This window comes from Halomonas sp. (assembly GCF_034520545.1).
In the GTDB taxonomy this organism is placed as follows: Bacteria; Pseudomonadota; Gammaproteobacteria; order Pseudomonadales; family Halomonadaceae; genus Halomonas.
Window position 1 is genome coordinate 1 of the sequence record NZ_JAXHNN010000002.1, and the last position, 22,003, is coordinate 22,003.

Annotated in this window: 23 protein-coding genes; 9 read left to right on the forward strand and 14 right to left on the reverse strand. The window is 67.0% G+C overall.

Translation table 11 applies throughout. The features are described from left to right. Positions 1-177 (forward strand): PA3496 family putative envelope integrity protein (locus tag U5L98_RS18615; RefSeq protein WP_416208159.1); only part of this gene is annotated, 177 nt, incomplete at its 5' end. 217 nt (positions 178-394) lie between these two features. Then, positions 395-2,056 (forward strand): energy-dependent translational throttle protein EttA, encoded by a 1,662-nt coding sequence (ettA, locus tag U5L98_RS00025; protein WP_322556306.1) that lies wholly within the window; start codon positions 395-397, stop codon positions 2,054-2,056. A gap of 197 nt (positions 2,057-2,253) precedes the next feature. On the opposite strand, the gene lpxL is transcribed toward ettA, so the two are convergent. From lpxL to U5L98_RS00085, 12 genes are all read right to left on the reverse strand, one after another. After that, positions 2,254-3,153, reverse strand: a complete 900-nt coding sequence (gene lpxL, locus U5L98_RS00030) for an LpxL/LpxP family Kdo(2)-lipid IV(A) lauroyl/palmitoleoyl acyltransferase (protein ID WP_322556307.1) — start codon at positions 3,151-3,153, stop codon at positions 2,254-2,256. After that, a complete protein-coding gene (alr, locus tag U5L98_RS00035; protein WP_322556308.1) occupies positions 3,146-4,243 on the reverse strand; it encodes an alanine racemase in 1,098 nt (365 codons plus the stop codon). The genes lpxL and alr overlap by 8 nt, the downstream gene beginning before the upstream one ends. Positions 4,244-4,309: 66 nt before the next feature. Continuing rightward, positions 4,310-5,317 (reverse strand): RNA polymerase sigma factor RpoS, encoded by a 1,008-nt coding sequence (gene rpoS / locus U5L98_RS00040; RefSeq protein ID WP_322556309.1) that lies wholly within the window; start codon positions 5,315-5,317, stop codon positions 4,310-4,312. A gap of 121 nt (positions 5,318-5,438) precedes the next feature. Then, entirely contained in the window at positions 5,439-6,647 is a 1,209-nt protein-coding gene (locus tag U5L98_RS00045; protein WP_322556310.1) for a peptidoglycan DD-metalloendopeptidase family protein, read from the reverse strand. After that, complete coding sequence (locus U5L98_RS00050) at positions 6,640-7,614, reverse strand: DUF368 domain-containing protein (RefSeq protein WP_322556662.1); 975 nt, start codon at positions 7,612-7,614, stop codon at positions 6,640-6,642. Before U5L98_RS00050 ends, U5L98_RS00045 begins: the two co-directional genes overlap by 8 nt. 132 nt (positions 7,615-7,746) lie before the next feature. Beyond that, positions 7,747-8,415 carry a protein-L-isoaspartate(D-aspartate) O-methyltransferase gene (locus U5L98_RS00055; RefSeq protein ID WP_322556311.1) on the reverse strand — a complete coding sequence of 223 codons (669 nt, stop codon included), beginning with the start codon at positions 8,413-8,415 and terminating at the stop codon, positions 7,747-7,749. Next, positions 8,402-9,148, reverse strand: a complete 747-nt coding sequence (gene surE, locus U5L98_RS00060) for a 5'/3'-nucleotidase SurE (protein ID WP_322556312.1) — start codon at positions 9,146-9,148, stop codon at positions 8,402-8,404. Before surE ends, U5L98_RS00055 begins: the two co-directional genes overlap by 14 nt. After that, positions 9,148-10,263, reverse strand: a complete 1,116-nt coding sequence (truD, locus tag U5L98_RS00065; protein WP_322556313.1) for a tRNA pseudouridine(13) synthase TruD — start codon at positions 10,261-10,263, stop codon at positions 9,148-9,150. Before truD ends, surE begins: the two co-directional genes overlap by 1 nt. Further along, positions 10,256-10,750, reverse strand: coding sequence for a 2-C-methyl-D-erythritol 2,4-cyclodiphosphate synthase (ispF, locus tag U5L98_RS00070; RefSeq protein WP_322556663.1), 495 nt, complete (start codon positions 10,748-10,750; stop codon positions 10,256-10,258). Before ispF ends, truD begins: the two co-directional genes overlap by 8 nt. A 10-nt stretch (positions 10,751-10,760) precedes the next feature. Beyond that, on the reverse strand, positions 10,761-11,459 hold the full coding sequence (gene ispD, locus U5L98_RS00075) for a 2-C-methyl-D-erythritol 4-phosphate cytidylyltransferase (protein ID WP_322556314.1): 699 nt from the start codon (positions 11,457-11,459) through the stop codon (positions 10,761-10,763). Continuing rightward, a complete protein-coding gene (gene ftsB / locus U5L98_RS00080; protein ID WP_322556315.1) occupies positions 11,456-11,806 on the reverse strand; it encodes a cell division protein FtsB in 351 nt (116 codons plus the stop codon). The genes ispD and ftsB overlap by 4 nt, the downstream gene beginning before the upstream one ends. A gap of 120 nt (positions 11,807-11,926) precedes the next feature. Continuing rightward, complete coding sequence (locus U5L98_RS00085; RefSeq protein ID WP_322556316.1) at positions 11,927-13,075, reverse strand: GNAT family N-acetyltransferase; 1,149 nt, start codon at positions 13,073-13,075, stop codon at positions 11,927-11,929. Here U5L98_RS00085 and U5L98_RS00090 point away from each other — a divergent pair. The 7 genes from U5L98_RS00090 (at position 13,074) to U5L98_RS00120 (ending at position 20,602) form a co-directional block, all read left to right on the forward strand. Further along, positions 13,074-14,582, forward strand: coding sequence for a coniferyl aldehyde dehydrogenase (locus tag U5L98_RS00090; protein ID WP_322556317.1), 1,509 nt, complete (start codon positions 13,074-13,076; stop codon positions 14,580-14,582). The two genes, U5L98_RS00085 and U5L98_RS00090, sit on opposite strands and share 2 nt — an antisense overlap. A 133-nt stretch (positions 14,583-14,715) precedes the next feature. Further along, positions 14,716-16,602, forward strand: coding sequence for a phosphogluconate dehydratase (gene edd / locus U5L98_RS00095; RefSeq protein ID WP_322556318.1), 1,887 nt, complete (start codon positions 14,716-14,718; stop codon positions 16,600-16,602). A gap of 173 nt (positions 16,603-16,775) precedes the next feature. Then, on the forward strand, positions 16,776-17,744 hold the full coding sequence (gene glk / locus U5L98_RS00100; RefSeq protein ID WP_322556319.1) for a glucokinase: 969 nt from the start codon (positions 16,776-16,778) through the stop codon (positions 17,742-17,744). A 40-nt stretch (positions 17,745-17,784) separates the two neighbouring features. Continuing rightward, positions 17,785-18,783, forward strand: a complete 999-nt coding sequence (locus tag U5L98_RS00105; RefSeq protein ID WP_322556320.1) for a D-hexose-6-phosphate mutarotase — start codon at positions 17,785-17,787, stop codon at positions 18,781-18,783. Further along, positions 18,783-19,757, forward strand: a complete 975-nt coding sequence (locus U5L98_RS00110; RefSeq protein WP_322556321.1) for a carbohydrate kinase — start codon at positions 18,783-18,785, stop codon at positions 19,755-19,757. The genes U5L98_RS00105 and U5L98_RS00110 overlap by 1 nt, the downstream gene beginning before the upstream one ends. Positions 19,758-19,961: 204 nt before the next feature. Continuing rightward, positions 19,962-20,264, forward strand: coding sequence for a ribbon-helix-helix protein, CopG family (locus tag U5L98_RS00115; protein ID WP_322556322.1), 303 nt, complete (start codon positions 19,962-19,964; stop codon positions 20,262-20,264). Then, positions 20,261-20,602, forward strand: a complete 342-nt coding sequence (locus tag U5L98_RS00120; protein WP_322556323.1) for a type II toxin-antitoxin system PemK/MazF family toxin — start codon at positions 20,261-20,263, stop codon at positions 20,600-20,602. Before U5L98_RS00115 ends, U5L98_RS00120 begins: the two co-directional genes overlap by 4 nt. Positions 20,603-20,639: 37 nt before the next feature. Here the strand turns inward: U5L98_RS00120 and U5L98_RS00125 are convergent, their stop codons facing one another. After that, positions 20,640-21,302 (reverse strand): bifunctional 4-hydroxy-2-oxoglutarate aldolase/2-dehydro-3-deoxy-phosphogluconate aldolase, encoded by a 663-nt coding sequence (locus U5L98_RS00125; RefSeq protein ID WP_322556324.1) that lies wholly within the window; start codon positions 21,300-21,302, stop codon positions 20,640-20,642. A gap of 32 nt (positions 21,303-21,334) precedes the next feature. Then, positions 21,335-22,003, reverse strand: a complete 669-nt coding sequence (pgl, locus tag U5L98_RS00130) for a 6-phosphogluconolactonase (RefSeq protein WP_322556325.1) — start codon at positions 22,001-22,003, stop codon at positions 21,335-21,337.

A 22,003-nucleotide genomic window follows, 5' to 3' on the forward strand; every position in this document is an offset into this window, starting at 1 on the left:
CTCGACTCCACCGACGATGACGATCAGGACTACCTGGAGGCGGTCAACGACGACTACGGTCGCGTACGCCCCAGCAGTCGTGCCGATACACTCAAGGCCCGCCGACGCGTGGAGGCGCTCATCGAGGAGCGTCGCCTGCGGCGCGCCATCGAGGACGACTGGCACCTCGAGGACTGACACCTAGAGGAAGAGTAAGGCGCGTCCGGCGTATATTGCTGCCTGCCGGCACCGCCATGCCCGGTGCGCTGTCGCTTGCCGGGCCTGCAGCTGGTTTCCCTTCTTTAGGCCCGATAAGCCGGAGGCGCATCGCGCTGAACCTGCCGCGGCGCTGGCCTTTGGCCTGCCCGGCCACTATCATCGTGGCCACTGAACATCCTCCAACCAATGGGTTCCCATGGCGCAATACGTCTACACCATGAACCGGGTGGGCAAGGTCGTGCCCCCCAAGCAACACATCCTGAAGGACATCTCCCTGTCCTTCTTCCCCGGCGCCAAGATTGGCGTGCTGGGCCTCAACGGCTCCGGCAAGTCCACCCTGCTGCGCATCATGGCCGGCGTGGATACCGAGATCGAGGGCGAGGCCCGCCCCATGCCGGGACTGAATATCGGCTACCTGCCCCAGGAGCCCGAACTCGACGACGACAAGAACGTCCGCGATACCGTCGAGGAGGCGCTGGGCGAGATCAAGGAGGCCCAGGAGAAGCTCGACGGCGTCTATGCCGCTTATGCCGAGCCGGATGCCGACTTCGACGCCCTGGCTTCTGAGCAGGCGCGCCTGGAAAACATCATCGAGGCCTCCGACGCCCACAACCTGGACCGCAAACTGGAAGTGGCCGCCGAGGCCCTGCGCCTGCCGCCCTGGGACGCTCAAGTCAGCAACCTTTCCGGCGGCGAACGGCGCCGCGTAGCGCTATGTCGGCTGCTGCTCTCCAGCCCCGACATGCTGCTGCTCGACGAGCCCACCAACCACCTGGACGCGGAGTCAGTGGCCTGGCTGGAGCGCTTCCTTCACGATTATTCCGGCACCGTGGTAGCCGTCACCCACGACCGCTACTTCCTCGACAACGTCGCCGGCTGGATCCTCGAGCTGGACCGTGGCCAGGGGATTCCCTTCGAAGGCAACTACTCCCAGTGGCTCGAGGCCAAGGAGAAGCGCCTGGAGAAGGAAGCCAAGCAAGAGGCCTCCAAGAACAAGGCGATCAAGCAGGAACTGGAATGGGTGCGCAGCAATGCCAAGGGCCGTCAGGCCAAGAGCAAGGCACGCCTCAACCGCTTCGAGGAACTGCAGTCCGGCGACTTTCAGAAGCGCAACGAGACCAACGAGATCTACATTCCGCCCGGCCCGCGGCTGGGCGACAAGGTCATCGAGTTCCACGACGTGGCCAAGACCTTCGATGACAAGCTGCTCTACGAGGACCTGACCTTCACGGTACCCAAGGGCGCCCTCGTCGGCATTATCGGTGGTAACGGCGCAGGCAAGTCGACGCTGTTCAAGCTGATCACCGGCCAGGAGCAACCCGATGCCGGCGAAGTGGTGGTCGGCGAAACCGTCGACATCGCCTATGTCGAGCAGCTGCGCGATGCCCTGGACGACAAGCAGACGGTCTGGGAGGCGGTCTCCGACGGCCAGGATGTCCTCAACATCAACGGCCATGAGGTTTCCTCACGGGCCTACGTAGGCCGTTTCAACTTCAAGGGCAACGACCAGCAGAAGCGCCTGAGCGAGCTCTCCGGCGGCGAGCGCGGCCGCCTGCAGCTGGCCCAGACCCTCAAGCAGGGCGCTAATGTGCTGCTGCTCGACGAGCCCTCCAACGACCTGGACATCGAGACCCTGCGCGCACTCGAGGAAGCCCTGCTGGCCTTCCCCGGCTGCGCCCTGGTGATCTCCCACGACCGCTGGTTCCTCGACCGTATCGCCACCCACATCCTGGCGTTCGAGGGCGATTCCCACGTGGAGTTCTTCGAGGGTAACTACACCGAGTACGAGGCGGACCACAAGAAGCGCGTCGGCGACGACACCCCGCACCGCATGAAGTACAAGCGTATCGACGCCTAAGGCGCTGCGCGCCAGCTATAAGCTGGAAGCCTGAAGCTGGAAGAAACCCCACGACCGCGAGGTGCGTGGGGTTTTCTCTTCAAGTCGTAGGCCTGGTAAGCGCCAGCGCACCAGGCGGGATGGCCAGCTCCCCACGTTCGAGACACCGCACGCCGAATGCGCCTTCGGCTTATCCGGCCTACAGTCGTCACTTAGCGTCAATACAGGCCGGGTTCCCCCTCCGGCCGGGTCTTGAAGCGTCTATGCAGCCAGAGATACTGCTCTGGATGACGGCGTATCGCCGCCTCGATCACCGCGTTGATGCGGGTTGCATCGGCTACCTCGTCGCCGCTGGGAAAATCCTCCAGCGGCGGCAGGTACTCAAGGGTATAGGTGCGGTCGTCGGGATTGCGGTGGAAGATCAGCGGGATCACCGGGGCGCCGGTCATGCGCGCAATGCGCGAGGTCATCCGGACCGTGGCCGCCGAGATGCCGAAGAAGGGAGCAAAGACGCTGGCATCGCGACCGAAGTCCTGGTCCGGGGAGTACCAGACGCCGTGGCCAGCCTTGATTCGACGCACCACGCCCCGCAGGTCGTAACGATCGAGGACCGTATCGAAGTAGGGGGCCCTGGCGCGTCCCATGAAGCGGTCGAACAGCGGATTGTCATGGGGACGCTGGACGGCGTCGGCACGGAAGTAGAGCGCGTGCAAGGCGCCGCCCAGATCCAGGGTGGAGAAATGAACGCCGAGGATCAGCGCCCCTCTCCCCTCGGCCTGCAGTCGGGCCCTGTGCTCCTGCCCCAGGAAGGTGACACGATGGCGAAGATGCTCGGGATCACGGCACCAGCCGGTGGCCGTCTCGACGATGCCGATGCCGTTGGCGACAAAGGTCTCGCGCACAAACCGCGCCTGATGCTCGACGTCCAGTTCAGGGAAGCAGAGGCGAATATTGGTCTCGGTAATATGGCGACGGCGTTTGGCAAAGCGCCAGGCGGCCAGTCCTATCGCCCGCCCGACCCACAGCTTCGGACGCCAGGGCAACCAGGCCACGACATGCATGGCCCCGATGCCCAGCCAGGCGGGCCAGTAGCGTGGATGAGCGTAAGATTTACCCATGATAGCGCCTGGGGACCCTCGGCAGCACGCCACTGAGCAAGGTGTAGCTGATGGTGTCGCAATAGCGGCCCACCTCGTCCACCGAGAGCAGCGCGCCGTTCGCGGCGCGTCCCCAGAGCACCACCTCGCTGCCGATGTCCGCCTCGGGAATCTCGGTGAGGTCGACCGTCAGCATGTCCATGGAAACCTTGCCGGCGATGGCCGTGCGTTGCCCGTTGACGAGTACCGGGGTGCCATCGACCGCATGCCGGTCATAGCCATCGCCGTAGCCACAGGCGACCACACCGATCCGCGAGGGGCGTGGGGCTATCCAGCGCCCGGCATAACCTACCGGCTCACCGGCGGCGAGCTCACGCACGGCGATGATCTCGGACCGCAAGGTCATCACCGGCGCCAGCCGACGGCTCACTTTGTTGGAGGCCTCCAGCGGGTCGCTGCCGTAGAGCATCACCCCCGGGCGGTTCCAGGCGCCGTGCGCCTCGGGCCAGGCCAGGGTGGCAGGCGAGTTGGCAAGGCAGGTAGGCGCCCTGAGGCGTGCCGCCAGATCGTCGAGAAGTTCGAGCTGGCGCCGGAAGTAACCGGGCTCCAGGGCATCAGCGGTGGCGAAGTGGCTCATCAGGTGCAGCTCGCAGGCCCGGTCGGGCGCCGCGGTAAGGCGCGCCCAGACCGCCTCGGCTTGCTGCGGCGAAAACCCCAGCCGATGCATCCCCGAGTCCACCTTCACCCACACCGGGATGGGGCACACGGGACGAAAGGCGAGCAGCGCCTCCAACTGCCAGTCGGTGTGCACCGCAATCCATAGCCCCAGCGCCTCGACCCGCTCGAGCTCGACGGCCTCGAAGATGCCCTCGAGCAGCACGATGGGCGCCGTGATGCCCCCCTCGCGCAGAACCTGCGCCTCCTCGAGGCAGGCCACGGCAAACGCCGGCGCCAGATCCTGAAGTGCCCGAGCACAGGCCACGGCGCCATGACCGTAGGCATCGGCCTTGATCACGGCGACGGCACGGCTGTGGGGGGCCTGGTCACGGGCCAGGCAATAGTTGTGACGCAAGGCGTCGAGGTCGATATCGGCGATCAGCGGCCGGGCCATGGTCGGGATCCTGGAGGCGTTGGCAGTAAGCGTGCCGGTGCCGGAGGTCTACTCCGGCACGCGACGTCACTCGAAGATGGCATCCAGCGACAGGCCCTGCTTGTCGAGCATTCGCCGCAACTTCTTGAGCGCTTCTACCTGGATCTGGCGAACGCGTTCACGCGTCAGGCCGATCTCTTCGCCGACCTGCTCTAGGGTCGCGGCTTCGTGACCGCGCAGGCCGAAGCGGCGCACCACGACCTCCATCTGCTTCTCGGTGAGCTCGGCCAACCACTCGTCGACATGCTGCCGCACGTCACCATCCACCAGGGTAGACTCGGGGCCCTGGTCATTGTCATCGGCCAGCGTCTCGATCAGCGGCTTGTCGCTCTCGCTGCCCATCGGATAGTCGACGGAGGAGACGCGCTCGTTGAGGCCCATCATCTTCTTGACGGTCCCCACCGGCTTATCGAGGTAGTCGGCGATCTCCTCGGCCGTGGCCTCGTGGTCGAGCTTCTGGGTCAGTTCGCGGGCCGCCCGCAAATAGATATTGAGTTCCTTGACCACATGGATCGGCAGGCGGATGGTGCGGGTCTGATTCATCAGCGCCCGCTCGATGGTCTGGCGGATCCACCAGGTGGCGTAGGTGGAGAAACGGAAACCGCGCTCGGGGTCGAACTTCTCCACCGCGCGGATCAGACCCAGATTGCCCTCCTCGATCAGGTCGAGCAGGGTGAGGCCCCGATTGAGATAGCGCCGGGCGATCTTCACCACCAGCCGCAGGTTCGACTCGATCATCCGCGAGCGGCCCAGCGGGTCTCCCTTGCGCGCCAGGCGGCCGTAGTAGACCTCTTCCTCCGGCGTCAACAGCGGCGAGAAGCCGATCTCGTTGAGATAGATCTGAGTGGCATCGAGACTGTGACGTTGATGGCGATCCTCACGGCTCAGCGCCTTTTCGAAGGCCTCCTCGTCACCGACGACCACCTCCTCGTCCTCGATGTCCTCGCGTTCTTCCCTGACCTCGACAGCATCCTCGTCCGCCTCATCGGCGGATGCCAGATTCACATCCTGAAGGTCCCGTTCAAGCATGCTCATCAATTGCTACCCCATGGTTGCGACCGGGCGTCGTGTATCCGTGGCCGGATGGTCGACGCATGACATTATTATTGTGTGATACCCCGTCCATCCTGCAGCAGACAGTGACCGACCGCCAGGGTCAGCGGGCAGGCAGAAACTCGAGGGGATTATGAGGCTGACCGTCCTTGCGCACCTCGAAGTGCAGCCTCACATCCTCGGCATCGCTGTCGCCCATGGTGGCGATGACCTCTCCGGCCTCGACCACATCGTTCTCCTTGACGTTCAGGGTGTCGTTGTGGGCATAGGCACTCAGGAACTGATCGTTGTGCTTGAGCAGGATGAGGTTGCCGTAGCCCCTGACACCGCTGCCCGCATAGACCACGATTCCCGGGCCGGCTGCCTTGACAGGTTGCCCCTTTTGACCAGCGATATCAATGCCGGCGGTGATGCTTCCCCCCTCGCCGAATTGGCCGACCACGTCACCCTGGACAGGCCATTGCCAGGCCACCTCATCCACCGGGGTGTAGCTGCGCCCGGAGCGTTGCTCGGATGCCGGCTTACCGGCGACCGAGGTCCCGGCATCGGCGCCAGCATCGTCCTCGTTGCCCGACTCCGAAGCCGTCCGAGCGACCTGGGTAGACTCGTCCTCGGCCGGGGCTTCGGGCGCATCGCGCGAACCCGTGTCGCTTTCCTCCGCGGCGCCAGAGGCCTGCTCCTCTTGAGCCCGCGACGCCAGTTCACGCCGTTCCGCCAGGTCGCGCTCGCTCAGATTGCCGTCCGCGCCGGGGCTCTCGTAGCTGTAGACCGGTCCCGGGCCCTGGTCAGCGCCCTCGGCCGATGCTTCGCTGGCCATGGCCGCCTGGTTGGACCCCTCGGGCGCGTCGCCCGCGTCCTGACGCTCGACCGAGAGGCGGCGGTTGCGCTCGATGGCACTTTCGTCGGGCATCAGCCAGTCAAGTTCCTCATCGCTTGCGGACGCCTCGCCGCCTAGGCCGGTGGCCACGACCCCGCGCTCGCCGGCCGCACTTTCACCAGACGCACGCACGCCGCTCTCCCGACCGGCGGTCGAGGAGGCATCTCCCTCTCCACCCAGCACCAGCTGCTGACCGGGCTCGATACGATAGGGGGGAGCGATGCGGTTGAGACGCGCCAGATCGCGATAGTCCATGTCATGGCGCCAGGCGATACCATAAAGTGTATCGCCGGCCTCCACGGTGTATTCAGCAGGGGTCGCATCCGCCCGGCTGGCCGACAGGTCGCGGACCTGGACCGGCCCGCGTTCGCCCTGCTGGGCGGCACATCCGGTCAGCACCAGGGCCAGGCCGGATATTAGAACTACCTTACGCATTGGAGCCTTCCTCCTTGTCAGCACCTTGTCGGTTACCGGGTGTCGCCGGGCGGTTCGCTCGGCCGATCAGCAGCACCAGGGCAGCACCGGCGAGCATCAGAGCCACCACCGCCGGCAACCGGGCAGGCTCGCCGGTCAGCTCGGCGAAGTCGGCCGGGGTCAGGTAACGATAGTCGAGGGGAATCATCTGGCCCTCGGAGCCCAGTTGGTAGCGTACCAGTTCGCGCCATGGCCAGAGTACCGGCAGCGAGCCGATTATGAAGCCGACCAGCAGCTGCAGGGTCGCGGTATGGTGGTGGCGCAGCAGCCAGGAGAGCAGCCGCGAGAAGCCGAACAGCCCGATCAGACAGCCCACTCCGAACAGGCCGATCAATCCCAGATCGAAGCCACGTATGCCCTGCATCACCGTGCCGTAGAGGCCCATGGTCAGCAGCAGGAAGCTGCCCGACACCCCGGGCAGCAGCAGGGCGCTGATGGCGATGGCCCCGCCCACTACCAGCACCAGGTTGGGGCTGCCGAGTTGGGTGACCAGCGGCATCAGCGACGGCAGGCCGTGGGCGAGCAGTAGGCCGGCAATGAGTGGCAGCAGATGCCACCATTTCCAGTCCGCCGGATGGCGACTGACGACCATGGCCGAAGCGGCCACCAGGCCGAAGAAGAAGCCGTAGAGCATTTCGGGGAAATCGTCCATCAGCCAGACGACGAGATGGGCCACGCTGAACAGGCTGATGGCGATGCCGGCCAGCAACGGCAACACGAAAGTCAAGTTGAGATGCGTCGCCAAGAGTGGCAAGCCGCCGCGTCGCCAGGCGGCAAAAGCGCTGGGGCCGAACTGCTTGACGCTATGGATCAACTCTTCGTAGATGCCGGTGACGAAGGCAATGGTGCCACCGGACACGCCGGGCACCGCGTCCGCCGCTCCCATGCCGGCGCCCCTGAGGAAAATACCGAGATGACGCTTCAACAGCGGACTCCTTTCAACGTCTGACTCCTTTCAATAAATCAAGCAATCACAGGTAGCAAATATATCGGAGCGGTTCCGTCGGCAGGCCTGCGAGCGGGGCCGGCCTTCCGAAGGGCCAGCTGCTATGGCCCCGTCTCAACGAATGACGCCTTCCAGCAGCGGCACGAACCGCACCGCCTCCAGCCGCTGTGTCTCGAAGCCATCACCGCTGCGGCACACACGGGTCAGCCATTGTTGGCCATCCTCCTCGGCCAGCGGCGTGATCAACACCCCCCCTTCGCCAAGCTGGGCGAGCAGCGGCCCAGGCAGCTCGCTGGCACAGGCGGTCAGCAGGATGACATCGAAGGGCGCCTCTTCCTGCCAGCCATGGCCCCCGTCGGCGAGGCGCAGCCGTGTATTGTGGACCTCGAGCAGACGCAGGCGGCTGCCGGCACGGCGATGCAGGGCATTGATCCGTTCCACCGACCAGAGTTCCTTTACCAATCGCGACAGCACCAGGGTCTGGTAGCCGGAGCCGGTGCCCACCTCCAGCACCCGGGACGGAGCCTCCTGGATCACCAGCTCGGTCATGCGCGCCACCATCCACGGCTGGGAGAGCGTCTGGCCATGGCCGATAGGCAGCGAGGTGTCCTCATAGGCACGATGCGCCAAGGCCTCGTCGAGGAAGAGATGACGCGGCTCCCGGGCCATCACCTCCAGGACCCGAGGGTCGCGGATTCCCTGATCGGCCAGGCGGCCCACCATGCGATCCCGGGTACGCTGCGATGTCATGCCGACACCGCGCAGCAGGTCAGGTGAGTGCATCCAGCCAATCCTGCACGTCGTCGCGCGCTGCATGACGGGTCAGGTCGGTCTGCAGCGGCGTAATGGAAACATAGCCCGCCTCGACGGCGGCGAAATCTGTATCTGGCCCGTCGTCGGCATTCTCCCCCACGGCGGCAATCCAGTAGCGCAGCCGACCCCGGGGATCCCGAACCTCCAGGGGGCGGGCGGCCGGGCCGCGATAGCCCATACGGGTGACCCTAAAGCCCTGGATCTCGCTCCAAGGCAGGTCCGGCACGTTGACGTTGAGCAGGCTGCGCGGCGGCAGCGAGAGCTGGTCGGCCGCCCCCACCAGGCTCGCCGCGACCCTTCCGGCGGTCTCGAAGTGGCGCGCGCCCACCAGCGACATGGCGATGGCCGCCATGCCCAGGTTGCGCCCCTCCATGGCGGCGGCCACGGTGCCGGAGTAGAGCACGTCGTCGCCGAGGTTGCCTCCGTGGTTGATACCCGAGATCACCAGGTCGGGCCGCTCGTCCCAGACGCCGTTGACTCCCAGGTAGACACAATCCGCGGGGGTGCCGTCGACGCTGTAGAAGCCGTTGTCGAGGGAAGAGAGCGCCAGCGGCCGGCTAAGCGTAAGGGAGTTGCTGGCCCCGCTCTTGTCACGATCCGGCGCGACGACACGCAGCCGGGCATGGGGCAGCAGAGCATCATGCAGGGCGCGCAGCCCCGGGGCATGAACCCCGTCGTCATTGGAGAGCAGCAGTCGGCGCATCACAGGCTCCTGTCGGAGGATGGGGCCCCAAGAGAGGGGTGGGAGATCAATTCACGCAGCACGGCGGTGGCGAAGGCCCCCCGCGGCAGGCTGAAGGCCAGCCAGAGCTCGCCCTCGCCGCGGGTCACTCGCGGCTCGCCCAGGCGCAGCCGCAGTGCCCGACGAGCCAGGCGGACGCCGGCGCGCTCGAGCCCATCGCACAGGCCGGGATAACGCCCGGCCAGGGCGGCTTCGTGGGCTCCGGCCTCGCCGGCGGCACGCGATTCTCCGACGCCCCACAGTATCCCGGCGGGATGCAGGTCGAGGCGCCGGGCCCGTTCGGAAAGTTCGGCGAGCTGGGCGGCATCCTCGGGCGCGACGCCGAACTGACTGGCGCTGCCATCGAGCATCACCACCTCACCGGGCAACGGCGTGGCCCAGCTCTGGTCGCGGACCCGGACGGCCAGCAGCTCGTTGAACAGGAAGCTGCGAGCCGCCGAGAGCAGCATGCCCTCGCGGTCATCGCGCTTACGCCAGCCGCGGGCCAACACGGTCCGGGCACGCTGCAGGTTGCGCCCGTCCGCGCCGAAGCGCTGGGGCCCGACATAGTTGGCGACTCCCGTGTCGCAGAGGCGCTGCCAGCGTGCCTCGAGCGCCGGGTCGGCTACGGCCGCGCCGGTGATGCGCAGGCGGAAGCGGTTGGTCCGGTGCACGCCACGCTTAAGCTTGCGCGAATGGCGGGCCTGGTCGAGCACCCGGATGCCTCGCTCGGCGAGTCGCGCCGCGAGCCCCTCGGGCGCCTCGCGACCTGGCAGTTGCACGGAGAGCCATTGGCGGGTCACGGCGACACGGTCCTTCATTCCCGAATAGCCGACCACCCGCGGCGAGGCCTCGCAGAGCCGAGCCAGCTCCCGAACCACCATGGCGGTGGTCAGGTCGCGCTTCTCGATGTAGAGCCAGAGGTGCTCGCCCTGCCCTTCCGGGGCGAAATCGAGCACCTCCTCGACCCGGAAGTCTTCGGGGGCGGCGCGATAGTCGCCCGACAGTGGCGCGCCGAATTCTCCTTCCAGCACCCGCGGCCAGGCCGGCGGCCAGGCGATGGCATCCTCGACGCCGGGCGATGCGACCTCACTCACCGGCCGCCTCTCCGTCACACCGCACCAGCAGCGCCACCGCCTCGGCGGCGATGCCCTCGCCGCGGCCGGTGAAGCCGAGCCGTTCGCTGGTGGTGGCCTTGACGTTGACCGCGCCCCGGGAAGTGCCGAGGTCGTCGGCGATATTCCCGGCCATGGCGTCGATGTGCGGCGCCATCTTCGGCGCCTGGGCGATCAGCGTGGCATCCAGGTTGCCGACCCGATAGCCGGCCTCACCCACCAGCCCAATCACCTGACGCAGCAGGTCGCGACTGTCGGCACCGGCCCAGGCCGGATCGGTGTCGGGAAAGTGGCGGCCGATATCGCCCAACGCGCAGGCGCCCAGCAGGGCATCGCAGACCGCATGCAGCAGCACATCGCCGTCGGAGTGGGCAACGAAACCGCGATCGAAGGGAATAGCGACGCCGCCGACCATCAGGTGGTCGCCCTCGCCGAAGCGGTGGACATCGAAACCGTGGCCGATTCGCATCATGTTCGTTTTATACCTGTTGCTGGGCCGAGAGTATCAAGGCCGCCAGGGCCAGATCCTCGGGGTGGGTGATCTTGAGATTATCACGCCGGCCCTCGACCAGCCGCGGCGACAGGCCCAGCGCCTCCACCGCCGAGGCCTCATCGGTCACGGCAACGCCCGCCGACAAGGCCTCACCCAGGGCGCGACGCAGCAGGCCAAGGCGGAAGCCCTGGGGGGTGAAAGCGTGCCAGAGGCCCTCGCGGGACTCGGTGGACCTTACTCGACCGGCACCATCGTCGCGCTTCATGGTATCCGCCACCGGCGCCGCCAGCAGCCCGCCCACGGGGTCGTCGACGATGGCCGCCAGCAGCCGCGTCAGGTCGTCGACGGTGACGCAGGGCCGCGCCACGTCGTGGACCAGCACCAGATCGTCGTCCGCGGCGTCCGGCGCGATGGCATCCAGGGCATTGATCACCGAGTCCACCCGCTCACTACCTCCGGGTGACCGCCGCCAGTCGGCAAAGGGCACCCAGGCCGGATCGAAATGGCCATCGTCGAGGTCCAGGCATAGGCAGAGCCGCGCCTCGGGGAAGGCCTCATGAAGCCGTGCCAGGGTGCGGGCCAGCACCGGCCGGCCCGCCAGCGGCAAGTACTGCTTGGGACGGTCGGCGCCCATGCGTCGCCCCTGCCCCGCGGCGGGGACCACCAGCCACAGACGAGGACTCACTGGCCGGCCTCCGTCCCGGGTGCTGGCATGCCCACCAGGCCGGCATTGATCTCGAGACCGGTGTTTTCCACCGCCACGCCGGGCACCCAGAAGAACTGCTCGTCGCTTCGCACCATGCCGATATCGCTGCGGGCTCGCTCCTCGATGGCGTCGAGGCCGGTCTTGAGGTCCACCACTTCGGCGGCCAGGCGGGCATTGCGGTCGCGCAGCGGCTGGTTCTCTTCCTCCAGGGCATCCACGCGTTGACGCACCTCGGTGAGCTCACGCATACCGCCCTCGCCGAGCCACAGCCGATACTGCAGAAGCCCGAGAAGGATGATGAGCACGATGGCCAGCCACTTGAGCATGCAGGATGTCCGTCCCGGGGTTGTCGATGGCGGACATTATGCCAGTTTCGTCGTCTATCGGCAGGGCCTCGGGTGAAAGCTCTCGCCGCCACACGGCGACGCCTGGACCGGCGCCCCCTGTCAGCCCTCCCGGAAGGGCAGCGCCGCCTCTGCCGCCTGGCAGTAGGCCTCGACGTGAACTAGCTCCTCGGCACAGAAGCGCGCCACGGCGTCGCGCAGGCGCGGGTCGGCGATATGGTGCAGCGAGGTGAGCCGCCTTGGGGCAAAGCCCCGGGCGAGCTTGTGCTCCCCCTGGGTACCGGGGTCGAAGAGGGTCAGGCCGCGCTCGAGACAATGCTCGACACCCTGGTAATAGCAGGCCTCGAAGTGCAGGCAGTCGGCCAGCACCTCGCTGCCCCAGTAACGCCCGTAAAGGGTGCGCGCGCCCTGCAGGCAGAGCGCGGCGGCCACCGGTCGCCCCTCCAGGCGAACCTGGATCAGCAACAGCGACTCGGGCAGGGTGCAGCGCAGGCGCTCGAAGAAGTCGAGGCCAAGGTAGCCGTGGCGGCCACGTTCCAGGTAGGTAATCTCATAGCAGCGAAAAAAGTGGGCCATCGCCGCCGCATCAATGGCCTCGCCCTCCAGGCGATGCAGGGTCAGGCCCTGATCAGCCACCAGGCGCCGCTCGCGGCGGATTGCCTTGCGACGCTTCGAGGTCAGCGCAGTCAGGAAACCCTCGAAGTCGCCATAGCCGCGATCGCGCCACTGGAACTGCACGCCCTGGCGTGCCAGCAACGACGGGCAAGCGGCCTGCCAGGCCTCGACCTCGGCTGGCTCGGCAAAAAGCAGGTGCCAACTCGAAAGCCCGCTTTCCTCCCAGGCCTCGGCCAGTACACGCCGGACAGCCAGTGGGTCGAGGTGTGACGCCAAGGCCAGGCGCGGCCCCGGGGCCGGGGTGAAGGGAATCGCCGAGAGCCCCTTGGGGTAGTAGTCGCCGCCGGCGCGCTCCCAGGCCTCGGCCCAGCCCCAGTCGAAGACGTATTCACCATAGGAATGGTGTTTGTGGTAGTGCGGCATGACGCCGACCAGCGTCTTTCCTTGTCCATCATCCTGCCAGAGGGTCAGGTGGCGCGGTACCCAGCCGGTGGCGGGACTCACCGCCCCGCTGGCCTCCAGGGCATACAGAAACTCGTGGCGCAGGAAGGGGTGGTCGTCGCCGACCAGGGCATTCCAGGCCGCGGCCGGCACCGCCTCGATGGCGGGCAGTTCACTCAGGACCAGCTCCGACATGGGGACTCCGGAGGTAAAAAGGGGCCGACGGCTGACAAGCCGTTGGCAGAAGGCCTACATTGTGCCCAGTGCCCGAGCCCCCTTCCATCCTCATCGACTCATGGAGATGTGCATGACCGACGCACGCGCCCTGCAGGCGCGCCTGGATCAGCAGCGCCACGCCTTCGCCACCGAGCCTTTCCCCTCGGCAGCGACCCGTCGCGACCGCCTCACCCGCCTGGCGAACATGACTCGCCACCACCGCGACGAGATCGCCCAGGCGATCCACCAGGACTTCGGCCATCGCGCCGAGGCCGAGACACGTCTGGCCGAGGTGTTTCCCCTGCTGCAGGCGTCGCGCCATGCCCGCCGCCATCTCAAGCGGTGGATGCGCCCGCGGCGCGCCGCCGTGCCCTGGCGGCTGCAGCCGGCCCAGGCGCGCATCCACCGCCAGCCACTGGGCGTCGTAGGCATCATCGCCCCGGCCAACTACCCCTGGAGCCTGGCGCTGCTGCCGGCGGTGGATGCCCTGGCTGCCGGCAACCGGGTAATGATCAAGCCCAGCGAGCAGACCCCCACCACCAGCGCCCTGCTGGCCCAACTAGCCGAGCGCTACTTTGCACCGGAGGAGCTGTGCGTGGTAACCGGCGATGCCGATACCGCCCGGGCCTTCGCCTCTCTGCCCTTCGACCACCTGCTGTTCACCGGTAGTGCCTGTATCGGGCGCGAGGTAGCACGGGCCGCGGCCGCCAACCTCACGCCGGTGACCCTGGAGCTCGGCGGCAAGACCCCGGCCATCGTCGCCGATGATGCCGACCTGGCGCACGCCGCCCGTCGCATCGCCTTCGGCAAGTGGCTCAATGCCGGCCAGACCTGCATCGCCCCGGACCATGTGCTGATCGATGCGGCGCGGCTGCCCGCCTTCATCGAGGCGATCCGCGGAGCGGTCAAGGCGTTCTATCCACAGGGCACCGCCAGCGAGGACTATTCCGCAGTGCTCGGCGAGAGCGCGCGCTTGCGGCTCGAAGGATTGCTCGACGAGGCCCGCGATCACGGCTGCCGGGTCATCGAACTCGGCGAGCGCCAGTCACTCGACCAAGGCAACAAGCTGCCGCCCACCCTGGTGGTCGATCCCACCGCGAACCTGGCGATCATCCAGGAAGAGGTCTTCGGACCCTGGCTACCGGTGATCGGCGTACGCGACTTCGACGCCGCCCTGGCCAGAGTCACCAACGGCCCCAGCCCCCTGGCGCTCTATGCCTTTACCGACGACCCTACCCGTCGCCGGCGCCTGCTGGAGCAGAGCCGCTCGGGCGGCGTGGTCTTCAACGACACCCTGTGGCACTACGCCGTGCCTGCCCTGCCCTTCGGTGGCATTGGCGAGAGCGGCATGGGGGCCTACCAGGGCGAGACCGGCTTCCTGCGATTCAGCCACCAGCGCAGCCTCTTCCTGCAGGCACGCCGCAACGCCGTGGGACTGCTCGACCCGCCCTGGCGACGCTGGTGGTTGCGCCTGCTGGGCCTGTGAGGCGATCTCCCGGCAACCAAATTGGCGGTAATAAAACTACAAATAATGCCGGAACGCGGGTAGCATGGCGGCATATCCGGACACTTTATTGGTAAGTTTACAATACAACCGACACTCGATTCCGAGGTGACCCATGGCCAGCACCACTCCCGCCCTCCATCCCACTGTTGCCGACGTCACCCGCCGCATCGGCGAACGCTCCAGTGAGCGCCGCGCCCTCTACGAGAGCCGCATGGCCGACCAGCACAAGCGCGGCGTGCACCGGGGCGAACTCTCCTGCGGCAACCTGGCCCATGGTTTCGCCGCCTGCGGCGAGACGGACAAGAATTCGCTGAAGCTGATGAATTCGGCCAACCTGGGCATCATCTCGGCCTACAACGACATGCTCTCGGCCCACCAGCCGCTGGAGACCTTCCCCGAGACCATCAAGGCCGCCGCCCGTGCCATGGGCTCCACCGCCCAGTTCGCCGGCGGCGTGCCGGCCATGTGTGACGGCGTGACCCAGGGCCAGCCCGGCATGGAGCTGTCGCTGTTCTCCCGCGACGTCATCGCCATGGCCACCGCCGTGGGCCTCTCCCACAACATGTTCGACGCCGCGCTCTACCTCGGCGTGTGCGACAAGATCGTCCCGGGGCTTTTCATCGCCGCAGCACGCTTCGGCCACCTGCCCGCCATGTTCGTGCCGGCGGGCCCGATGCCCAGCGGCCTGCCCAACAAGGAGAAGGCACGCATTCGACAGCTGTTCGCCGAGGGCAAGGCGAGCCGCGAGGACCTGCTCGAAGCCGAGTCCCAGTCCTACCACAGCCCCGGCACCTGCACCTTCTACGGCACCGCCAACTCCAACCAGCTGATGATGGAGATGATGGGCCTGCACCTGCCGGGCACCTCCTTCGTCAACCCGGGTACCGAGATGCGCGAGGCGCTGACCCGTTTCGCCACCGAGCAAACGGTCCGCAATACCGAGCCCGGCGGCGACTATCGCCCCTTCTACAAGCAGATCGACGAACGCGCCATCGTCAACGCCGTGGTCGGCCTGCTCGCCTCAGGCGGTTCGACCAACCATACCCTGCACCTGGTGGCCATGGCCGCCGCCGCCGGCCTGACCCTTACCTGGGAAGACTTTACCGACCTCTCCGCGGTGACGCCGAGCCTGATGCAGGTCTATCCCAACGGCCAGGCCGACATCAACCACTTCCAGGCCGCCGGCGGCATGAGCTACCTGTTCCGCGAGCTGCTCGCGGCGGGCCTGATCCACGGCGACATCCCCACGGTGTTCGGCACCGACCTGACCGCCTACACCCGGGAGCCCTTCCTTGAGGATGACAAGCTTACGTGGCGCGAAGGGCCGGAGAAGAGCCTGGACGAGGACGTGCTGCGCGGCGTCGCCGAGCCCTTCGCCCCCACCGGCGGGCTCACCGTTCTCGACGGCAACCTGGGCCGCGGGGTGATCAAGGTCTCGGCGGTCAAGCCTGAGCACCGTGTGGTCGAGGCACCCATCCGCATCTTCGAGGACCAGAACGACCTCAAGGGCGCCTTCGAGGCCGGTGACCTGGACCGCGACGTGATCGCCGTAGTGCGCTTCCAGGGTCCCAAGGCCAACGGCATGCCGGAACTGCACAAGCTGACGCCCTACCTCGGCGTGCTGCAGGACCGTGGCCATAAGGTGGCACTGGTCACCGACGGTCGCATGTCCGGCGCCTCCGGCAAGGTGCCGGCGGCCATCCATATCAGCCCCGAGGCACTGGACGGCGGACCGCTCGCAAAGCTGCGCGACGGTGACATCGTGCGCCTGGATGCCGACAGCGGCCGACTCGAGGCCAAGGTCGACGCCCATGAATGGGCTGAGCGGGAACTGCGCATCGGCGAACTGGACCACTACCATGTGGGCCTGGGGCGTGAACTGTTTGGCGGCTTTCGCCACCTTGCGATGCGCGGAGAGGAGGGAGCCGGGGTATTCGGCGGCTTCGAGGCCAACGACCTCGCGCGCCAGGAGGGCCAGATCCATGAAAACGACGCCTGAGCCACTACCATCGAGAGAAGCGCCGGGGACAAGCCGTAGAGGGGGTCCTACGCCATGGATGGCGTCGGTAGCGCCCAGGGAAGGGTTCACAGCGCCCCCTCGTCAGTCCGGCGCTCCGGGGCTTGTCGCCGGAACAGCTTCAAGCAATTTGGCCCAGTAGGGAAACATTGACGATGACAAGACCCGCGCTGATCGGTGATATCGGCGGCACCAATGCGCGCTTCGCGCTGGTGACGCCGGATACCTTCGAGCCCCGCGACATCCAGAGCCTGCCCTGTGCCGACTACCCGGGCCTGGTCGAGGCGGTCCGGGATTATCTCGAGCGGGTCGGGCTGACGGGCGATGCCGCGCCCCGCGAGGCCTGCCTGGCCTTCGCCTGCCCGATCCGCGGCGACCGAGTGAGCATGACCAACAACCACTGGACCTTTTCTCGGGAGGAGGTCCGGCAGACGCTGGGACTCACGCTCTTCAAGGCCATCAACGACTTCACCGCTCAGGCCCTGGGCGTGCCCCACGTGGCCGACGGCGACCTGGTGGAGGTACAGCGCGGCGAGGCGGTCCCCCATGCCGCAAGACTAGTGATCGGCCCGGGAACCGGGCTGGGAGTGGCAGGGCTCTTTCCCGGGCGACGCGCCTGGATCCCGCTGTCCACCGAGGGCGGCCACGTGACCTTTGCGCCCACCGACGAGCGCGAACAGAACCTGCTGCGGCATTTTCGCAACCGCTACGGGCGCGTCTCCGTGGAGCGCATCCTGAGCGGCCAGGGGCTGGTCGACCTCTACCTGGCCCACTGCTCGCTGAAGGGTGCCCCACCTCGCCACGCCACCCCGGCCGAAGTCACCCAGGGGGCCACGGACGGCGACCCTGTGGCCCGTGATACCCTGCTACGGTTCCTGAAGATCCTCGGTGACGTCTGCGGCGATGCCGTTCTGACCATGGGAGCCCGGGGCGGGGTCGCCCTGTGCGGCGGTATCCTCCCACGACTGCTCGAGTGGCTGCCCGAAAGCCGCTTCCTCGAGGCCTTCACCGCCAAGGGGCGCATGAGCGCCTACACCGGGGCCATCCCGGTCCAGGTGGTCATCGCACCCTGGACGGGCCTGCTGGGCGCCGCCGAGGCCCTGCACAACGAAGAAGTCGAGTGAAGCGAGGGAAGAGCTCGAGTCACTCGACGGAGGAGGACGAATGATTCCCGAATCGCTTGCCCGGCTGGTCGAGGAGACCCGTGGCCAGCGCCGCGCCGAGTGGGCCGGACGCGAGGTCTGGCTGGCCAACGAGGCCTGGGGAGAGCTGGCGGTCTCGCTACAGGGCGCCCAAGTGCTTCACTATTTACCGGCGCCCAACCCCGCGCCAGTTGAAGACTCCTTACCTGCGTCGCCGCTCTCTAACGCGTCCGAAGACACGCGAATGCGCGACAGCGCAACAAGCCCAGGCGATAGTCACGAAGGCATGGTAACCGGTGGTTGGCTATGGGTGACGCCTACGCCCCAGGATCCGCCCGGGGCGATCCGCGGCGGCATCCCGCTGTGCTGGCCCTGGTTTGCCGACGAGAATACCGCCGACGAATCCCCGGATCGTTCCGGCCCCATGCACGGCCCGGCGCGCAAGGCCCAGTGGCGGCTGGATGCCGTAGACGAACATGAGGAGGGCGTAGAGCTGCACCTGTCGCCCGAGGAGCGCCTGCATAGCCAGTTGGTGCCGCGCGCGGTGATTCAGGCCAACGCTCGACGCTTGCACGTGGAGCTGATCACCGAGCATGTCGGGGAGACACCGGTGAAAATCACAGGGGCCCTGCACAGCTACCTGGCGGTCGCAGATGCCTTCGACTGCCGGGTCGAGGGCCTGGCCGGCGCCACCTACCTGGACAAGCTGGCCGACTTCGCCGAGCGCGACCAACAGGGCGAACTCGGCGTCCGCGGGCCGCTGGACCGCATCTACCGCAGCAACGCCGAGCTTTGCCTCGACGACGGCACTCGCCGCCTGCGAGTTGCCCGCCAGGGCAGCGATTCCGCGGTGGTCTGGCAGCCCGGCAATACGCCCCCCGAGGGCACCTCGATCGAGGCCGCCCGCCACTTCCTGTGCGTCGAGTCGGCCAATACCCGGCTCGACCCGGTATGGCTGGTGCCCGGTGCCCAACACCTGCTGGGCACCACCCTGAGCCGTGAGGAGACAGCGACCCAATGATGACCCCCGTGATCAGCTTCGGCGAGGCCCTCGTCGATATGCTTTCCAGCCGCCTGGGTGACACTGACCCTACTGCCAACGAGATCTTTACCCCCTATGCCGGCGGAGCTCCCGCCAACGTGGCCGTGGCCTGTGCCCGCCTGGGCGTGCCCAGCCGCTTTCTCGGCATGCTCGGCGAGGATCACTTCGGTGACTTCCTGGCCGCCGAACTGGCCGCCCATGGCGTGGACACATCCGGCGTGGTGCGCACCCGCGAGGCACGCACGGCGCTTGCCTTCGTCTCCCGCGATGCCGAGGGCGAACGCACCTTCGACTTCTACCGTCCGCCGGCCGCGGATCTGCTCTACCGCCAGGAACACCTGCCCGCCGGCGTCTTCGCCGAGCCGGCCATCGTGCACTTCTGCAGCAACAGCCTGACCGAGCCGGAGATCGCCGAGACCACCCTGGCCATGGCCGAGATGGCCCGCCGCGCCGGCTGCCTGGTGAGCGTGGATGCCAACCTGCGCCACAACCTCTGGGCCGGCGGAACCGCCGACATCAGCCTGGTCACCCGGCTGCTCGACGCCGCCGACCTGCTCAAGCTCTCGACGGACGAGCTCGACGGCCTGCGCGCCGACCATCCCCGCGAGGGCTGGCTGGCCGAACGCTTCGCTGCCGGCGTCAAGGTCGCGGTGATCACCGACGGTCCGGGCGAGGTGATGCTGAAGGGGGTCGGGCTGGATGAGCGGATCAAGCCGCCCAAGGTGCAGGCGGTGGATACCACGGCGGGCGGCGACGCCTTTATCGGTGGCTTACTGGCCGAGCTTGCCGACTATACCGGCAGCTCAGGCATCGATGCAGAGTGGCATCACGACTCCGCCTTCCTGCACCGTGCGGTGGACATCGCCTGCCGCTGCGGCGCCCATGCCGTCACCCAGCCCGGCGCCTACGCCTCCCTGCCAACGCGAGAGGACCTGGCAAGGCTAAGGGGTTAGCCCCACACACACCCGATGCGCTTTCGGCTTGTCGGGCCTACATACTTGTTAACCCTCTGGTAGTTCGCCAAGAGACGGCTCATGGGAAGTGAGCAAGACTCTTGTCTATCGACCCACTTATCCATGACTCAGAACATGTGGAAACTTTACGTCGTGCGATACATACTACCATTTGTAATACGAATGGTATGACGAGGCCCGATAATGTCTACACTGAGCATTCGCTTTCCCGACGATCTGGAACAACGACTCGATGAAGAGGCCCGCCGGGTTCATAAGGGGCGTTCCGAGTTGGTACGCGAGGCGGTTCAGGATTATGTGAGTCGCCGGGAAAAAGAGCACTTCATCCAGGACATGGTGGACGAAATGCGTGAGTGTCAGGGCGATGCCACTAGTCCACATGAGTCCCGCGAATTGTCCGACGCCCTGCCGGACGATGACCTCGATACATTGATCCGCACGGAAGGGGACGCTGGAGTCGATCCCGACCAGCGGTGGTGGAGGTGATCCATCGCGGGGAAGTCTGGGTCGGTAACCTGAACCCCAGCCGAGGCAAAGAAGTCGGCAAGATTCGTCCGGTATTGGTGATCCAGGCCGATGCACTTACCCAGGCCGGCGCCGAGACGGTGATCGTACTTCCCCTCACCACTCAGGTCCGCCCGGGCTGGCGTCGGTTTCGTATCCCCCTGCCGGCACGAGACCGCCTGCTGATGGCCTCTTACGTAGTCATCGACAAACCTCGGGCCCTGGATCCTGCCCGCCTCGTCGATGGACCACTGACCCGCCTTACCGATGAAGAGATGACGGCCGTTGAGCAATCGTTAGGCGCTGTCCTCGGCATGTAAGGCCTCGCCTCCCGCAGGAACTACCCCGCAGGAACTCTCAGTGGTGGAAGCGCCCCGCCGCTTCGCGGGCCAGTGAGCGGATGGCGTCCCAGTCCTCGGCCTCGACCAGAGACTTGGGCGTGAGCCAGGAGCCCCCCACGCACATCACGTTCTTCAATGCCAGATAGTCCTCGGCATTGTTGATGCCGATCCCGCCGGTGGGGCAGAAGCGTGCCTCCGGGATCGGGCCGGCGAACGACTTGAGTGCCTTGACGCCGCCGCTCGCTTCAGCGGGAAAGAACTTGAAGCGACGATAGCCATACTGCCAGCCGGTCATCAGCTCAGAAACGGTCGCCACGCCGGGCAACATCGGCAGGGGACTGGTGACGCCGTAGCGATAGAGCGCCTCGGTGGTGCCGGGGGTCACCACGAAGTCGGCGCCGACCTCCTCGGCCTGACGGTACTGGGCCGGGGTGAGGACGGTTCCCACGCCGATGCTGGCGTGGGGCAGCGCCTCCTTGATGCGCCTGATCGCCTCCAGGGCGCAGTCGGTGCGCAGGGTGATCTCCAGCACCGTCAGGCCACCCTCGAAGAGCGCGCGGGCAAGAGGCACGGCATCCTCGATGCGCTGAATGGCCAACACCGGGATCACCTCGGCCTTGAGGCAGATGCTGTCCAGTTCGGTGGTGCGGGTCGAGGGCAGCTGCTTGTCGATGCTCATGATGTCACTCCGGGAAATTCAGGGAACCGGCCTCAGGGGGCCCAGTAGGTGGCCAGCGGACAAGCCAGGAAGGCGCGGATCGGTAGTTCGCGAACGTCGTCGCCGGACAGCGCTCGCGCCAGCACGTCGCGCTTGTCGCCGCCAGTGATATGCAGTACGTGACGATGCGCCTGATGCAGGCGGTCGGCACTCAGGGTGATCCGCGGCTGTGGCTGGCTCGGGGTCCGCACCGCCACCGTCGGGGAATCGGTGGTCAGGGCCAGGCCGAGTTCACGACTGTCGGGGAACAGCGAGGCGGTGTGGCCGTCGCCTCCCATGCCAAGGATCACTACGCTGGCCGGCCAGGCCAGGCCATCGAGGCGCTCGGCCACCGCGTCCGCGCCCTGCTCCGGGGTCGCGTCGGGAGTGGTCAGCGGCACGAAGGTGGCGGCGGCAGCCGGCCCCTGCAGCAGGTGTGCGCGCACCAGGCGGGCATTGCTGTCATCCGCGGCCTCCGCCACCCAGCGCTCGTCGGCCAGGGTCACCTGGACACGCTCCCAGGGCAGATCGCAGGCCGCCAAGGCCTCGAAAAAGGGCACCGGCGTTGAGCCTCCGGAGACCACCAGCAGAGCATTGTCCTGACGGGCAAGATCGACCCGCAGGGCCTCAGCCACGGCCTCGGCGAGCTGGGTAGCCAGCTGATCGCGGGGGGAATCACTCAT

Excerpts from the sequence above, each read along its gene's own strand:
- ispF (WP_322556663.1), bottom strand. The coding sequence starts at position 10,750 with ATGCGAATCGGCCACGGTTTCGATGTCCACCGCTTCGGCGAGGGCGAC.
- lpxL (WP_322556307.1), bottom strand. The coding sequence starts at position 3,153 with ATGGGTAAATCTTACGCTCATCCACGCTACTGGCCCGCCTGGCTGGGC.
- U5L98_RS00085 (WP_322556316.1), bottom strand. The coding sequence starts at position 13,075 with ATGTCGGAGCTGGTCCTGAGTGAACTGCCCGCCATCGAGGCGGTGCCG.
- rpoS (WP_322556309.1), bottom strand. The coding sequence starts at position 5,317 with ATGAGCATGCTTGAACGGGACCTTCAGGATGTGAATCTGGCATCCGCC.
- U5L98_RS00105 (WP_322556320.1), top strand. The coding sequence starts at position 17,785 with ATGATTCCCGAATCGCTTGCCCGGCTGGTCGAGGAGACCCGTGGCCAG.
- U5L98_RS00090 (WP_322556317.1), top strand. The coding sequence starts at position 13,074 with ATGGGGACTCCGGAGGTAAAAAGGGGCCGACGGCTGACAAGCCGTTGG.
- ftsB (WP_322556315.1), bottom strand. The coding sequence starts at position 11,806 with ATGCTCAAGTGGCTGGCCATCGTGCTCATCATCCTTCTCGGGCTTCTG.
- alr (WP_322556308.1), bottom strand. The coding sequence starts at position 4,243 with ATGGCCCGGCCGCTGATCGCCGATATCGACCTCGACGCCTTGCGTCAC.
- glk (WP_322556319.1), top strand. The coding sequence starts at position 16,776 with ATGACAAGACCCGCGCTGATCGGTGATATCGGCGGCACCAATGCGCGC.
- U5L98_RS00055 (WP_322556311.1), bottom strand. The coding sequence starts at position 8,415 with ATGCACTCACCTGACCTGCTGCGCGGTGTCGGCATGACATCGCAGCGT.
- edd (WP_322556318.1), top strand. The coding sequence starts at position 14,716 with ATGGCCAGCACCACTCCCGCCCTCCATCCCACTGTTGCCGACGTCACC.
- pgl (WP_322556325.1), bottom strand. The coding sequence starts at position 22,003 with ATGAGTGATTCCCCCCGCGATCAGCTGGCTACCCAGCTCGCCGAGGCC.
- U5L98_RS00045 (WP_322556310.1), bottom strand. The coding sequence starts at position 6,647 with ATGCGTAAGGTAGTTCTAATATCCGGCCTGGCCCTGGTGCTGACCGGA.
- U5L98_RS00110 (WP_322556321.1), top strand. The coding sequence starts at position 18,783 with ATGACCCCCGTGATCAGCTTCGGCGAGGCCCTCGTCGATATGCTTTCC.
- U5L98_RS00115 (WP_322556322.1), top strand. The coding sequence starts at position 19,962 with ATGTCTACACTGAGCATTCGCTTTCCCGACGATCTGGAACAACGACTC.
- surE (WP_322556312.1), bottom strand. The coding sequence starts at position 9,148 with ATGCGCCGACTGCTGCTCTCCAATGACGACGGGGTTCATGCCCCGGGG.
- U5L98_RS00125 (WP_322556324.1), bottom strand. The coding sequence starts at position 21,302 with ATGAGCATCGACAAGCAGCTGCCCTCGACCCGCACCACCGAACTGGAC.
- ettA (WP_322556306.1), top strand. The coding sequence starts at position 395 with ATGGCGCAATACGTCTACACCATGAACCGGGTGGGCAAGGTCGTGCCC.